The sequence below is a fragment of the Citrobacter rodentium NBRC 105723 = DSM 16636 genome (assembly GCF_021278985.1).
Taxonomy (GTDB): domain Bacteria; phylum Pseudomonadota; class Gammaproteobacteria; order Enterobacterales; family Enterobacteriaceae; genus Citrobacter_A; species Citrobacter_A rodentium.
Map to the genome: position 1 here is coordinate 32,888 of NZ_CP082833.1, position 15,191 is coordinate 48,078.

The 15,191-nt window shown below is 54.2% G+C and carries 15 protein-coding genes; all 15 read right to left on the minus strand.

Features of this window, described 5'->3' with window-relative positions:
• Positions 1–21: 21 nt before the first annotated feature.
• Complete coding sequence (gene rnhB, locus K7R23_RS00150) at positions 22–618, minus strand: ribonuclease HII (RefSeq protein WP_012904566.1); 597 nt, start codon at positions 616–618, stop codon at positions 22–24.
• Positions 615–1,763 carry a lipid-A-disaccharide synthase gene (gene lpxB / locus K7R23_RS00155; protein ID WP_012904565.1) on the minus strand — a complete coding sequence of 383 codons (1,149 nt, stop codon included), beginning with the start codon at positions 1,761–1,763 and terminating at the stop codon, positions 615–617. Before lpxB ends, rnhB begins: the two co-directional genes overlap by 4 nt.
• Positions 1,763–2,551: an acyl-ACP--UDP-N-acetylglucosamine O-acyltransferase gene (gene lpxA, locus K7R23_RS00160; RefSeq protein WP_012904564.1), complete on the minus strand. Its 789-nt coding sequence runs from the start codon at positions 2,549–2,551 to the stop codon at positions 1,763–1,765. The genes lpxB and lpxA overlap by 1 nt, the downstream gene beginning before the upstream one ends.
• A gap of 3 nt (positions 2,552–2,554) precedes the next feature.
• The gene (fabZ, locus tag K7R23_RS00165) at positions 2,555–3,010 is read right to left on the minus strand and encodes a 3-hydroxyacyl-ACP dehydratase FabZ (RefSeq protein ID WP_003018528.1); all 456 of its coding nucleotides are present in this window, start codon (positions 3,008–3,010) and stop codon (positions 2,555–2,557) included.
• Positions 3,011–3,113: 103 nt separating this feature from the next.
• Positions 3,114–4,139 (minus strand): UDP-3-O-(3-hydroxymyristoyl)glucosamine N-acyltransferase, encoded by a 1,026-nt coding sequence (gene lpxD, locus K7R23_RS00170; protein WP_012904563.1) that lies wholly within the window; start codon positions 4,137–4,139, stop codon positions 3,114–3,116.
• A gap of 3 nt (positions 4,140–4,142) precedes the next feature.
• Positions 4,143–4,628, minus strand: a complete 486-nt coding sequence (gene skp, locus K7R23_RS00175) for a molecular chaperone Skp (RefSeq protein WP_012904562.1) — start codon at positions 4,626–4,628, stop codon at positions 4,143–4,145.
• Between the two features lie 122 nt (positions 4,629–4,750).
• Positions 4,751–7,180 carry an outer membrane protein assembly factor BamA gene (bamA, locus tag K7R23_RS00180; protein ID WP_012904561.1) on the minus strand — a complete coding sequence of 810 codons (2,430 nt, stop codon included), beginning with the start codon at positions 7,178–7,180 and terminating at the stop codon, positions 4,751–4,753.
• Positions 7,181–7,211: 31 nt separating this feature from the next.
• Positions 7,212–8,564 (minus strand): sigma E protease regulator RseP, encoded by a 1,353-nt coding sequence (rseP, locus tag K7R23_RS00185; protein WP_012904560.1) that lies wholly within the window; start codon positions 8,562–8,564, stop codon positions 7,212–7,214.
• Between the two features lie 11 nt (positions 8,565–8,575).
• A complete protein-coding gene (gene cdsA / locus K7R23_RS00190; protein WP_012904559.1) occupies positions 8,576–9,433 on the minus strand; it encodes a phosphatidate cytidylyltransferase in 858 nt (285 codons plus the stop codon).
• Between the two features lie 12 nt (positions 9,434–9,445).
• Positions 9,446–10,204 carry a (2E,6E)-farnesyl-diphosphate-specific ditrans,polycis-undecaprenyl-diphosphate synthase gene (gene ispU / locus K7R23_RS00195; protein WP_012904558.1) on the minus strand — a complete coding sequence of 253 codons (759 nt, stop codon included), beginning with the start codon at positions 10,202–10,204 and terminating at the stop codon, positions 9,446–9,448.
• Positions 10,205–10,392: 188 nt separating this feature from the next.
• A complete protein-coding gene (gene ispC, locus K7R23_RS00200; RefSeq protein ID WP_012904557.1) occupies positions 10,393–11,589 on the minus strand; it encodes a 1-deoxy-D-xylulose-5-phosphate reductoisomerase in 1,197 nt (398 codons plus the stop codon).
• 107 nt (positions 11,590–11,696) lie between these two features.
• Positions 11,697–12,254, minus strand: coding sequence for a ribosome recycling factor (frr, locus tag K7R23_RS00205; RefSeq protein ID WP_012904556.1), 558 nt, complete (start codon positions 12,252–12,254; stop codon positions 11,697–11,699).
• 300 nt (positions 12,255–12,554) lie between these two features.
• Positions 12,555–13,280 carry a UMP kinase gene (gene pyrH, locus K7R23_RS00210; RefSeq protein WP_012904555.1) on the minus strand — a complete coding sequence of 242 codons (726 nt, stop codon included), beginning with the start codon at positions 13,278–13,280 and terminating at the stop codon, positions 12,555–12,557.
• A gap of 152 nt (positions 13,281–13,432) precedes the next feature.
• On the minus strand, positions 13,433–14,284 hold the full coding sequence (gene tsf, locus K7R23_RS00215; protein ID WP_012904554.1) for a translation elongation factor Ts: 852 nt from the start codon (positions 14,282–14,284) through the stop codon (positions 13,433–13,435).
• Between the two features lie 135 nt (positions 14,285–14,419).
• On the minus strand, positions 14,420–15,145 hold the full coding sequence (rpsB, locus tag K7R23_RS00220) for a 30S ribosomal protein S2 (protein WP_012904553.1): 726 nt from the start codon (positions 15,143–15,145) through the stop codon (positions 14,420–14,422).
• Positions 15,146–15,191 lie beyond the last annotated feature (46 nt).

Below are 15,191 nucleotides of genomic sequence, written 5' to 3' on the forward strand. Positions count from 1 at the left end.
CAGCTTCCTTTAACCCAGGGATCAGGACGCGAGTCCCAGTGCGCGTTTGACGGGGCCAAAGCTGCGACGATGGTGCTCTGTAGCGCCATGTGCCGCCAGCGCCTCCAGATGAAAAGCGGTTGGATAGCCTTTGTGCTGGGCGAATCCATACTGCGGGAAAACGCTATCCAGCGCGGCCATTTCCGCATCCCGCGTCACCTTCGCGAGGATCGACGCAGCGCTGATTTCCGCCACCCGGCTATCGCCTTTAACGACCGCCATTGACGGCACCGGCAGCGCGGGACAGCGATTGCCGTCAATCAGCACATATTCCGGCGCGATATGCAGGCCCGCCACCGCGCGCTGCATCGCCAGCATGGTGGCATGAAGGATGTTCAGCTTATCGATCTCATGCGGCTCTGCGCGTCCAAGACTCCAGCTTAACGCTTTCTCTTTGATCTCCTGATACAGCGCCAGCCGTCGCTTTTCCGATAATTTTTTGGAATCGTTAAGACCCACAATCGGACGCGCCGGATCGAGAATAACGGCGGCCGTGACCACCGCGCCGACCAGCGGGCCTCGCCCGACTTCATCCACACCGGCGACTAAACGCGTATGCGGATAAACAAATTCGATCATTGTGCTAACTCCAGCACAGCATCCGCCGCCTGCTCATCGGCGTTGCAACGGATCTGCTGATGCAGTTCGCGGAAGGTATCGTGCATCGCGTGGCTGGTTTCACCCTTCGCCAGCAGCGGCAGCAGGGCTTGCGCAAGCTTCTGCGGTTCACACTCTTCCTGCAATAGTTCTTTAACCAGTTCCCTTCCCGCCAGCAGATTCGGCAGCGAAACGTAGTCGGTTTTAACCAGCCGCTTTGCCAGCCAGAAGGTAAAGGGCTTCATACGATAACCCACCACCATCGGGCATTTCGCCAGCATACACTCAAGCGCGGCGGTGCCGGACGCCAGCAGTGCCGCATCGCTGGCGACCATCGCTTCGCGCCCCATGCCGTCGAGCAGATGAACGTGCAGCTCCGGCGCCGTTTCCGCTTTAATTTTCTCAAACTGCTCGCGCCGTCTGGCATTGACCAACGGCACCACCACTTCGAGATCGGGATAGCGCTGTCGCAACAGCTGCGCGGTTTTCAGGAAGTCGGCGCTGAGCATTTCCACTTCCGCGCCGCGACTGCCAGGCAGCAATGCCAGACAGTGGGCATCGTGCGGGATGCCAATCGCGTCGCGCGCCGCGTTTTTATCCGGGTCCAGCGGCATGGCGTCCGCCATCGTATGACCAATAAAACGGCACGGCACGTTATATTTATCGTAAAACGCTTTTTCGAAAGGCAGAAAGGCCAGCACCATGTCGGTGGATCTGCCTATTTTGAAAACGCGTTTCTGTCGCCACGCCCAGACGGACGGACTGACATAATGAATGGTTTTTATGCCCTGCTTTTTCAGGTTCCCTTCAAGGGTGATATTGAAATCAGGCGCATCGATGCCGACAAAGACATCTGGCTGTAATGCGGTGAAGCGGCGGGTTAAGTCGGCGCGGATATGCAGCAGACGACGCAGGCGACCGAGCACTTCAACAATGCCCATTACCGCCAGCTCTTCCATTTCATACCAGGCTTCGCAGCCTTCGGCCTGCATACGCGGACCAGCCACACCGACAAAACGGGCGTGCGGAACGCGCGCCTTCAGCGCACGGATCAGGCCAGCGCCAAGAATATCGCCGGAGGTTTCTCCGGCGACCAGGGCAATCGTTAATGGTCGCGGGTTGGCCATTAACGAATCAGACCGCGGGTTGAGCGGGCAAAGAAATCGCTGAACGGCTGAACTTCCGGGTGCTGCTTCGCCAGTTCGGCGATGTCCGGTTTCGCTTCTTCCAGCGTCTTACCACTGCGGTACAGCGCTTTGTAGGCATTGCGAATCGCGGTGATCGCTTCGCGGGTAAAGCCGCGGCGCTTCAGCCCTTCAATGTTCACGCCAAACGGCGTGGCGTGGTTGCCCTGGGCGATAACGTACGGCGGAACGTCCTGAGCCACGCCGGAACATCCGCCCACCATCACGTGCGCCCCGATAATGCAGAACTGATGCACCGCGGTCATGCCGCCGATGATGACATAGTCATCCAGCGAAACGTGACCGGCGAGGGTGGCGTTATTCGCCAGAATACAGCGATCGCCTATTGTGCAGTCGTGCGCCACATGAGCGTTGATCATCAACAGGTTATCGCTGCCCACCTTCGTTAATCCACCGCCCTGTACCGTGCCACGATGAATGGTAACGCTTTCGCGAATACGGTTACGATCGCCGATTTCCACGCGGGTAGGTTCGCCAGCGTATTTCAGATCCTGGTTCACTTCACCGATGGAGGCGAACTGATAAATCTCGTTATCGCGGCCAATTTTAGTGTGGCCGTTCACGACAACGTGAGACTTCAGTACGGTTCCCTCACCAATTTCAACATGGGGTCCAACAAGGCAAAAAGGACCAATATGAACGTTAGCGCCGACAGAGGCGCCTTCTTCCACAATGGCGGTTGGATGAATAAAGGCGGATTTATCAATCACGTATCAGGCCTCCCGGCTACGAGCGCACATCATCGTTGCTTCGCAAACTACTTTACCGTCGACCAGCGCAACCCCTTTAAAACGGGTCAGGCCACGGCGCGTTTTCTCGAAAGTGACTTCCATAATCATCTGATCGCCCGGCACAACAGGACGCTTAAAGCGCGCTTCATCAATGCCCGCGAAATAGTACAGTTCGCCTGGCTCCAGTTTGCCTACGCTTTTAAACGCCAGGATACCGGTAGCCTGCGCCATGGCTTCCAGAATAAGAACGCCCGGAAAAATCGGCTTACCCGGAAAATGTCCCTGGAAAAACGGCTCGTTCACAGAGACATTTTTCACTGCGCGCAGAAAACGACCTTCTTCAAAATCCAGCACGCGATCGACCAGTAAAAACGGAAAACGATGCGGCAGAAGTTCTAAAATCTCTTCAATGTGCAGAGTATGAGTGTTAGTAGTCAAAATACTCTTCCTGTCCAAATATGCTAAAAGCCAATAATAACACGGCCTGCCGCAATCGTATGAATGCCGACAGGCCGTAAAGTATGTGTGACCGGGTGAGAGTTTAGTCTTGTTGATTAACCTTGCGCTCAATCGCTTTGAGGCGCTTGCTCATATCATCAATGTTCATCACCAGTGCGGCTGTCTTACGCCATACTTTGTTAGGTTGCAGCGGAATGCCTGAGGAATAGACGCCAGGTTCCGTGATGGGACGCATCACCATACCCATGCCAGTCACCGTAACCTTGTCGCATATTTCCATATGCCCGTTGATTACGCTGGCACCGCCAATCATACAGTAACGGCCAATCTTCAGGCTGCCCGCCATAATGACGCCACCGGCAACCGCCGTATTGTCGCCAATCACGACGTTATGCGCAATCTGGCACTGGTTATCAATGATAACGCCGTTGCCGATCACCGTATCATCCAGCGCGCCGCGGTCAATGGTGGTACAGGCGCCGATCTCCACGCGATCGCCAATAATAACGCGACCAAGCTGCGGGATCTTCACCCAGTTGCCGCGATCGTTGGCATAACCAAAACCGTCAGCGCCAATGACCGTACCGGACTGAATCAGGCAATTCTCACCGATCTGGATGTCGTGGTAAACCGTTACGTTTGCCCACAGGCGCGAACCGGCGCCTATTTTCGTATTTTTCCCGACGAAACAACCGGCGCCAATCACCACGTTGTCGCCCAGTTCCACGCCGGATTCAATCACCGCGTTCGCGCCGATTGAGACATGGTTACCCAGCGTTGCCGTGGCGTCAACGACTGCGCTCGGCGCAATGTCTTTCGCCGGCTGCGGCGTGGTATCTAAAATTTGCGCCATTCGCGCGTAGGTCAGGTAGGGATTCTTCACTACCAGCGCAGCGCTTTTAGCAAAAGGAAGATCGTCCTGCGTCATCACAACGGCGGACGCCTGGCACAAAGCCAGATGCTCACGGTACTTCGGATTCACCATGAACGTAATGTGACCCGTTTGCGCAGATTGCATGGACGCAACGCCGGTGATGACGATATCGCCATCACCGTGTAATTCTGCATCCAACTGCTCTGCTAAATCAGACAGTCGAATTGAAGGCATTACTTATTTAACCTGTTTCAGCACGTCAGCGGTGATATCTTTCACATCGCTGCTGTTGTAAGCAACGGTGTTCGCGTCAACGACCAGATCGATGCTCTGGCTGCTGGCAACGGATTTCACAGCGCTCTGGATACGGGTAACCAGTTTGCCACGCTCTTCATTGGAACGACGCGCGCGATCCTGCTCGAAAGCCTGCGCTTTCTGGGAGAAGGTCTGGCGCTGAGCCATCACGTCTTTTTCCAGTTTGGTACGTTCGCTACCTGCTTTCATGGACTGCAGACGCTGCATTTTGGACTGCAGGTCGGTTTCCATACGCTGCAGTTCGCTGGCGCGGCTTTTGAACTCGTTTTCCAGCGTTTTGGAAACACCGGTCTTCTGCGCAACCTGCTGGAACAGGCTACCCATATTGACGATTGCAATTTTGTCTGCAGCCTGTGCCGACGTGACCATTGCCAAACCAAGACCTGCCGCTAATAACCACTTTTTCACAATAAACTCCTTACCATCCCATTTGCACCCGCAGGCACAGTTCTTTGCGTGGCCAGGCGACCCCATGCAGGATCGCCTAAAGTCATCGCTACACTACCATTACATTCCTTTGTGAAGAACAATTACCAGGTTTTACCAATGTTAAACTGGAACTGTTCTGCTTTGTCTCCATCGTACTTTTTAAACGGCTGGGCGTAGGAGAATACCAACGGCCCCAATGGGGACATCCATTGCAACGCGATACCCGCGGACATACGGATATTGCTCGGATCGCTGTAATCAGGGTAGCCTGAATAACCGCTGGAATCCCAGTTGGTATCCCACACGGTCCCCATATCCCAGAAGAAGGAGGTACGGACCGAGTTCGCATACTTATCGCTGATAAACGGCGTCGGGGTGATGAATTCCAGGCTGGCGACAGCCATCGCGTTCCCGCCGACGGCATCATCAGACTGGCACGGCGCCGTATTGGTGCTGGCGCATTCGTTATCGTAGTCATCGTCGCCGTCATGACGGCTGGAGGCTGGCAGATAGACCGCCTTCGGACCGATGGTATTCGACTGGAAACCACGTACGGTGCTGGAGCCGCCCGCATAGAAGTTTTCATAGAACGGCATCTCTTTGCTGCCGATTCCATCACCGTAACCCCAGCGGGTACGACCAAGAACCACCCACTTGTGATCGTCATCGATCGGCACGTAGGTCGCGGTATCCAGCGTCGCTTTGTAGTATTCGTTATCAGAGCCCGGAATGGTCACTTTACCGTTCAGGTTGATACGCGTACCTTCCGTCGGGAAGAAGCCGCGGTCCAGCTTGTTGTAGGTCCAGCCGTAGTTGAAGGTGAAATCATCCGCGGTGAAGCTGTTGCTGTCGTTGGTCGGATCCGGGTATTGACCCATTGAGTTCAGATAGCGCCACATCGCCAGCTGCGGCTGCATGTTGGACAGCCTGTTATGCACGTAACCAAGACCCGCGCGCAGCGTGTTGTATTCGTTGATCGGGAAGCCGAGCGTCACGTCCGTACCGTAACTCTTGTTGGTATAGTCGGACAGATCCGCATCATCCGCACGGAAGTCGTTATAGAATATGCGCCCGCCCAGACTCACGCCGTCAACGGTGAAGTACGGGTTGGTGATCGACAGTTCGCTATAGGTCTGGTAATCGTTTTTCGTGCCGTTAATGCCGACGGCATAACCGGTACCCAGCCAGTTATCCTGCTGAACGCCCGCCTGGAAGCTGACGCCGCTTTCCGTACCGTAGCCGACGCCGAAGTTGAAGCTGCCGGTGTTACGTTCTTTCACCTTATAGACCACATCAACCTGGTCCGGACTGCCCGGTACGCGCTGGGTGTCGGTGTCAACGGTTTCAAAGTAACCCAAACGGTTCAGACGCTCTTTGCCCTGATCGACCAGATCGCTGCCCAGCCATGCCCCTTCCATCTGACGCATTTCACGGCGCAGAACGGAGTCTTTGGAGGTATCGTTGCCTTCGAAGCGGATTTTACGCACGTAGAAGCGATTGCCCGCGTCGACGTTAACGCGCAGCTTAACGGTTTTATCGGCGTCGTTAATTTCCGGCTGAGACTGAACGCGCGGGTAGGCGTAACCATAGCGACCCAGAAGCTTTTTAATATCATCTTCCATTTTGGTCACTTTGGTGCCGTTATACAGCTCGCCCGGTTCAATTTTGGTCAGGCTCTCAATCTCGGCAGAGTGCCCCGCCAGGTTGCCGCTCACCTGAACGCCGGAAAGCGTGTACTGATCGCCTTCGGTCACGTTGACGGTGATGTAGATGCCTTTCTTGTCCGGCGTCAGGCTGACCTGAGTGGAGTCGATGTTGAAACGGGCATAGCCGCGATCCAGATAGTAACTACGCAGGGTCTCTAAGTCGCCCGCCAGCTTTTGCTTCTGGTATTTGCGATCGCCGACCACGTTCCACCACGGCACTTCATCACGCAGCTGGAAGTGAGAGATCAGTTCGTCGGTGCTGAAAGCATGGTTGCCGACAATATTGATCTGCTGGATCTTCGCGGATACGCCTTCCTGGAACACCAGTTTAAGATCGACACGGTTACGCGGCAGCGGCGTCACTACAGCCTTCACGCTGGCGCTGTATTTACCCACGCTGTAGTAAAAGTCTTCCAGCCCCTTTTCGATGTCGGCGATAGTGGTGCGATCCAGAGATTCGCCAACACGCACACCAGACGCCTCGAGGTTTTGCTTCAGCATGTCATCTTTCACCGATTTATTTCCGGAGAAAGTAATGCTGGCAATGGTCGGACGTTCTTTTACCTGAACCAGAAGGGTATCGCCATCGCGAAGGACACGGACATCCTCAAAGTTGCCGGTGGCAAACAGTGCGCGAATGGTATTACTGATATCTTCATCATTAACCGTGTCGCCTGTGCGCACCGGCATACTGAGGAGGGCCGCACCAACGGCGACTCGCTGCAGGCCTTCGAAATGAATGTCCTTCACTACGAACCCTTCAGCACCGTATACGGTGGCGCTGCTGAACAGCAGCGACGCTATGAGCAACTTTTTCATCGCCATCGTTATTATGCGTTCTTCCTAACTAACTCTCTTACAACCGAGAGAAATCATTGAAAAGTGCAAGCCCCATTAACAGCACCAGCAAAATCGAGCCAATGCGATAACTAAAGTCTTGAACCCGCTCGGATACCGGTCCGCCCTTAAGCTTTTCTATCGCCAGGAACAGCAGATGACCCCCGTCAAGAACGGGCAGCGGGAACAGGTTGATTATTCCGAGGTTCACGCTAATAAGCGCAAGGAACATCAGATAATAAATCACCCCGAACTCCGCTGACATCCCAGCCCCCTGAGCGATAGAAATCGGCCCACTGAGGTTGTTCAGTTTCACATCACCGGTTATCAATTTTCCCAGCATACTGACCGTCAGCTTCATCAACTGCCACGTTTTTTCCGTGGCCTGTGCAATGGCGCTGAACGGGCCATACTGGCGTACTGTCTTGTACTCATCCGGCAGAGGGATGATTTTCGGCACAACGCCGGCAAAACCTTCTGCCTTCCCGTTACCCGGCTTCGTCTCCGGAATTAACGTTAAAGACAAGGCGCTCCCCTGTCTTTCAATTTCCAGCGCTAATGGCTTACCCGGATTATCGCGCACCAGCGTCACGAAATTTACCCATTTCGTTAACGGCTGACCATCGACTTTAACGATCCTGTCGCCAGCTTGCAAACCCGCCTTACTGGCGGCGGACTGCGCCTGCACTTCTGACAGCACCGGTTCAATCTGTGGACCACGCGGTCGAATCCCTAAAGAAGATACAGGATCTTCCTTGTCAGGCTCAAATGCCCAGTGGCGCAAATCCAGCGTTTTCTCCTGCCGCTGGTTGCTGCCGAAAGGCGCCACGCTGAGAGTAGTCTGTTCGTCGCCGATTTTCGCGACCAGTTGTAAACGCACAGCATCCCAGTCAGGGGTTTCGATACCATCAACCGCTTTAAGTTCCGTGCCCGGCGTAATTTGCGCCTCAGCGGCTATTGAGTTGGGCGTTATTTCGCCAACCACCGGACGCACGCCGGGGACGCCGATGATAAACACCAGCCAGTAAGCAAAGATAGCAAAGAGGAAATTTGCAACCGGGCCGGCTGCGATGATCGCCGCGCGTTGGCCGACGGTTTTATTGTTGAAAGCGTGGTGGCGCAGCTCCGGAATCACCGGTTCGGCACGCTCATCCAGCATTTTGACGTAGCCGCCCAGCGGGATCAGGGCGATGACGTATTCAGTTCCAGATCTGTCTGTACGACGCCAGAGCGCTTTACCAAAGCCAATGGAAAAGCGCTCTACGCGAACACCGCAGCGCCGGGCAACCCAGAAATGACCAAATTCATGCACGGTGATAAGCACGCCCAGTGCGACGATGAATGCAGCCAGATTCCAGAGAATACTCAGCATAAAACCTTCCGTTATAGCGTTTTGAATACCAGTAACAACAGACACGCAAAGACCGGTACTGCCGCCGTCAGGCTATCAATACGGTCAAGAATACCGCCGTGTCCTGGAATCAAATGACCGCTGTCTTTAATTCCTGCTTCACGCTTAAACATGCTCTCGGTGAGATCGCCCAGCACGGAGGCCAGCGCAGCTACGATAGAGCAAATTAATAAAGTCACCGGCGCAACATCCAGGTTCGCCCACATGCTGTAACCCCATGAGATTACCGCCGCCGTCGCGAGTCCGCCAAAAAAGCCCTGCCAGGTTTTCCCCGGCGACACTTTCGGCGCCAGCTTATGTTTGCCAAACAGTTTGCCAAACATATACGCGCCGGAGTCCGCGCCCCAGACCAGGATCATGACATAGAGCAGCCATAGTGCGCCACTGTAATGATTGTCGTCATAGTGCCAGGCGCGTAGCGCCAGCATCCCCCAGAAGAAGGGAACGATGGTCAGCACGCCGAAGATTATGCGCAAAGTCTTCGAATTACGCCATATCGCCGCCGAACCGGGATAAAAAAAGACCAGTAATAGCGCAACACCCCACCAGCCCAACGACGCCCACAGCGAAACCTCGACCAGCGGCTGACGGATATTATGATGGTATTCCGGCAGTAAAAACAGCATCAGCGCCAGCAGCAGTCCACACAGCACCGCCAGCCATACGCGCTGCGTGCGAGTGGCGAAACCGCTTAACTGCCCCCATTCCCACGCCGCCAGCATACAGACAAACAGCGTAACAATAGCGAATCCCACCGGCGGCAGAAGAAACAGCGCCGCAATGACGACAGGTATTAAAACAAAAGCAGAAATCAGGCGATACTTCAGCAAAAGCGACCCCCATCAGGCTTTGTCATCACCGGGCTCGGTGCCGCCGAAACGACGCTCTCGATTAGCAAAGGCATGCAGCGCACCTTCAAAGTCTTGTTCATCGAAATCGGGCCAGAGAACATCTGTAAAGTAAAGTTCGGCATAGGCGATTTGCCAAAGCAAAAAGTTACTTATTCGATGTTCTCCCCCAGTCCTTATTACTAAATCCACCGGAGCCAGCTCATGCATACAGATCTGCTGATTAAGCATCTCTTCATCAATCTGATCGGGGCGCAGCACACCTTCCTGCACCTGTTCCGCCAGCTTTCTGACTCCCTGAACAATATCCCAGCGTCCACCGTAATTCGCTGCAATATTCAGCGTCAGCCCGGTATTCCGGGCGGTCAGCGCTTCAGATTTACGAATACGTTCCTGCAAACGCGAGTTAAATCGACTGGTATCGCCAATAATGCGCAGGCGAACGTTATGGCGGTGCAGGCTTTTCACTTCGCTATCCAGCGCCCACACAAACAGCTCCATTAACGCGCTCACTTCCTGCGCTGGTCGGTTCCAGTTTTCACTACTAAAGGCATACAGCGTTAACGCATCAATACCATTATTGGCAGCAAAAGAGACGGCGCGGCGGACCGATTTCGCTCCGGCCTTATGCCCGAATGCCCGAATCTTCCCTTGCTTTTTCGCCCAGCGACCATTGCCATCCATTATGATCGCGACATGGCGGCAGCCATGTGCTGGCAAATTTTCGCTTACTGGTTGAGTTGCAGACAACATAACGCGTTTTTAGTCCCTGAAAGGATTTAGCGGTACTCAGGAATACTGAAGCCTTTACACAAAAAAGCCGTGTCAAACCACGGCTTGCCTGACCGAAAAAAGCCAACTACCTGCGATCAGGTGGCGCAGACTATATCACCGAAGCCCAACGCTAACAAATAGCACGATCTTCTGTCGCAGGATTATCCTCAGCTTGCGAGTCGCATCACTTGTTTTCTGGCGACTTCTCGCGCAATGGCGTCGACCCTCAGCACATCGTCCACGCTCTGAGGTTCCTGCAGTTCCATCTGCTCCAGCACGCCTAAATTGAGATCGGCGATATCGGTAAAGCGAATGTCTTCAGCCAGAAACGCAGCCACGACAATTTCGTTGGCCGCGTTCAGCGCCGTGGTTGCCGCCTGCCCCTGCTCAAATGCCTCCATCGCCAGCTTCAGGCACGGATAACGCTGGTAGTCAGGCGCGCTAAAGGTCAGCGCGCTCAGCTTGCAGAAATCAAGCGGCTTCACGCCGGAGGTCACGCGATTCGGCCAGGCCATGGTATGGGCGATAGGCGTACGCATATCCGGTTCTCCGAGTTGCGCCAGGACGCTGCCGTCCTGATAACGCACCATCGAGTGGATCACCGACTGCGGATGAATCAGCACTTCCATCTGGCTGGCGCTGGCGTTAAACAACCAGCGCGCCTCAATGTATTCCAGACCTTTATTCATCATGGTGGCAGAATCGACGGAAATCTTACGCCCCATCGACCAGTTCGGGTGACGACAAGCCCGATCGGGCGTCATCGACGCCAGATCGCGCAGCGGCGTCTCGCGGAACGGGCCACCAGACCCGGTAAGCAAAACGGACATTACGCCATTCTGCTCCAGGTCAGCGTATCCCAGATTGTGCTGAATGGGTTGGGGCATACTCTGAAAAATGGCGTTATGCTCGCTGTCCACCGGTAACAGGCGGGCCTTGCTGTGCTTCACCGCCTCCATAAACAGGCGTCCACAGGTGACCAGCGACTCTTTGTTCGCCAGCAGGATGGTTTTTCCGGCACGAATGGCGGCAAGCGTCGGTAACAGCCCGGCGGCGCCGACAATAGCGGCCATTACCTGGTCGACTTCATCCAGCGCGGCCATCTCACAGGCGGCCTGCTGACCGCTGAGAACATCGGTGCGGCTACCGTGCTGTTGCAGCGTATTTTTCAGAAGTTTCGCGCTGGCTTCATCATCCATCACCGCATAGCGCGGAGAGAATTCCAGACACTGCTCCACCATACGGGTGACATTTTTGCCTGCGACCAGCGCGACCACGCGATAGTCGCCGGGATTCTGGCGCACCACATCGAGCGTGCTGCAGCCAATCGATCCGGTCGAGCCCAGAATGGTTATATGCTTCATGAAACGTCCAGAATAAGATTACGACAGGATAAGACAGGGTAAAAAAGCAAAACGCCGCCAGCCGATCCGGAGGATCCTCTGAGCGGCGTTTTCATCGTCCAGGCGAATCAGAACTGCATCAGTTCCGCTTCTTTATCTGCCAGCGCCGCTTCCACTTTTTTGATCGCAGCATCGGTCAGTTTCTGGATATCGTCCTGAGAACGACGATCGTCATCTTCGCTGATTTCTTTTTCTTTCAGCAGCGCTTTAACCTTATCGTTCGCGTCACGGCGGACGTTACGCACGGCTACGCGAGCCTGTTCCGCTTCGCCACGCACGATTTTGGTCAAATCTTTACGACGTTCTTCGGTCAGCGGCGGCAACGGAACGCGGATATCGCTACCCGCAGAGCTCGGGTTCAGACCGAGATCGGAGGCCATAATCGCTTTCTCTACGGCCGCGCTTAACGAACGGTCAAAGACGTTGATTTTCAGGGTACGGGAATCTTCTACCGTTACGCTTGCCAGCTGAGGCAGCGGCGTTGGCGTACCGTAATATTCCACAACAATGCCATCCAGCAGGCTGGGAGAAGCACGACCCGTGCGAATTTTGCTGATTTGGGTTTTGAATGCTTCAACGCATTTGTCCATGCGTACTTCAGCATCTTTTCTGATATCGCTAATCACGTTACGAATCCTTGAAAACTAGTCTCAGTCAGACCAGACAATTGCACATAGTGGAATGCGCTTAGTATAGCCCTGATTAAAATATTACGGGTAATCCCGCGATACGAACGCAAAATCTTACCGCGAATTCTACACAAAATCATTCAGGTTGTATCAAGGCGGCAGCTGAGCGACAAATTTGACCAGCCGCAGGCTACCTTCGGCGAGGGACAAGGATGTCCCTCATTTATCCCCGTCAGCTTACTCAAGTAAGTGACCTGGGTAAGCAAAGGCAGCCTGAAAGTCAGTGTACCACGGGAATTATTCGGTAATTAAAGTCCCTTCTTTCTCACCCATCACTACGCGACGCAGCGCGCCCGGCTTGTTCATGTTGAAAACACGAATCGGCAATTTGTGGTCACGCGCCAGCGTAAACGCCGCCAGATCCATTACTTTCAGCTCTTTTTCCAGCACTTCGCTGTAGGTCAGCTGCTCGTACATGGTGGCGGAAGGATCTTTTGCCGGATCGGTCGTAAACACGCCATCGACCTTGGTTGCTTTCAGCACCACGTCGGCTTCAATTTCGATACCGCGCAGGCAGGCGGCTGAGTCGGTGGTAAAGAATGGGTTGCCGGTGCCCGCAGAGAGGATCACCACGCGATTGTTGCGCAACAGGCTGATCGCTTCCGCCCAGCTGTAGTTGTCGCAGACGCCGTTAAGCGGAATAGCGGACATCAGGCGGGCATTCACATAGGCGCGGTGAAGCGCATCGCGCATTGCCAGACCGTTCATCACGGTGGCCAGCATACCCATGTGGTCGCCCACAACGCGATTCATTCCCGCCTTCGCCAGCCCCGCGCCACGGAACAGGTTACCGCCACCAATCACTACGCCAACCTGAATACCCAGTTCAACCAGTTCTTTGATTTCCTGAGCCATACGGTCCAGTATGCTTGCGTCAATACCGAAGCCTTCCGAACCCTGCAGAGCTTCGCCACTCAACTTAAGCAGAATACGTTTATAGACGGGTTTTGCATTGGTAGCCATGTTTCTTTCCTGAGACTGTCAACAATTTAAAAGGGGGATAAATCTGGCGACAATGATATGCCGCTTCTCAGCACAGCGGAATAAGAGCCATACTGATTTTTGCGTGACGGGTGACAAAAAGAAGCCGCCCTCAGGCGGCTCCTTTTCAATCATTAAGACTGCTTGGACATGGCAGCAACTTCTGCTGCGAAGTCAGTCTCAACTTTTTCGATGCCTTCGCCCACTTCGAAACGGATGAAGCCGGTGACGTCAGCGTTGTGCTCTTTCAGCAGCTGACCAACAGACTTGCTCGGGTCCATAACGAAAGGCTGGCCGGTCAGAGAAACTTCGCCGGTGAATTTCTTCATGCGGCCTTCAACCATTTTCTCTGCGATTTCTTTCGGCTTGCCAGACTGCATGGCGATGTCCAGCTGTACCTGGTACTCTTTCTCTACCACGTCGGCAGAAACATCTTCTGGCTTAACGAATTCCGGCTTGCTTGCAGCAACGTGCATTGCCAGCTGCTTAACCAGCTCTTCGTCAGCGCCTTTCGCGGCAACCAGAACGCCGATACGCGCGCCGTGCTGGTAGCTGCCCAGAACGTCGCCTTCCAGAGAAGCGATACGACGGATGTTGATGTTCTCACCGATTTTTGCAACCAGCGCAACGCGTTCTTCTTCGAACTGCGCTTTCAGCACTTCAACGTCAGTGATTTTGCCAGCAACCGCTGCGTCCAGCACTTTGTCAGCGAAAGCCTGGAAACCGCCGTCTTTAGCAACGAAGTCAGTCTGGCAGTTAACTTCCAGAATGAACGCGGTGTTGCCTTCGATTTTGGTTTTGATCACGCCGTCAGCGGCCACGTTGCCTGCTTTTTTCGCCGCTTTGATCGCACCGGACTTACGCATGTTTTCGATTGCCAGCTCGATGTCGCCATTTGCTTCAGTCAGCGCTTTTTTGCAATCCATCATGCCTGCGCCAGTACGCTCACGCAGCTCTTTTACCAGGGATGCGGTAATTTCAGCCATTCTAAAATCCTCGGAAGGTTTGATCTGCCCGGCGTCAAACCGCACAGATTTAAAAGTGAAAAAGGGGGCCATTGATAGGCCCCCTAACCAAACGTGATACTACCTGGTCCAAAAAGGGGCTCGAACGAGCGTTCCTTATTCAGCTTCTACGAAGCTTTCTTCCGCCTGGGAAGCCAGATCCTGAGAACGGCCTTCACGAACGGTTGCAGCTACAGCGCCCAGGTACAGGCTAACAGCACGGATTGCGTCGTCGTTACCCGGGATAACGAAGTCAACGCCGTCCGGATCGGAGTTGGTATCAACGATAGCAAATACCGGAATACCCAGGTTGTTTGCTTCTTTGATAGCAATGTGCTCGTGGTCGGCATCGATAACGAACAGAGCGTCCGGCAGACCGCCCATGTCTTTGATACCGCCCAGGCTGTTTTCCAGTTTCTCAAGCTCACGCGTACGCATCAGCGCTTCTTTCTTGGTCAGCTTTTCGAAAGTACCGTCCTGAGACTGAGTTTCCAGGTCTTTCAGACGTTTGATGGACTGACGAACAGTTTTCCAGTTAGTCAGCATACCGCCCAGCCAGCGATGGTTCACGAAGAACTGGTCGCAGCTGTTAGCAGCTTCTTTCACCGCTTCGCTTGCAGCGCGCTTAGTACCAACGAAAAGGATTTTACCTTTACGAGAAGCAATCTTGTTCAGCTCAGCCAGCGCTTCGTTGAACATCGGTACAGTTTTCTCAAGGTTGATGATATGAACTTTGTTACGCGCGCCGAAGATGAACGGCTTCATTTTCGGGTTCCAGTAACGGGTCTGGTGACCGAAGTGAACACCAGCCTTGAGCATGTCGCGCATGGAAACAGTTGCCATGTTTAAAACCTCTATATAAAAGTTGGGGTTATGCCTCCACGTATCC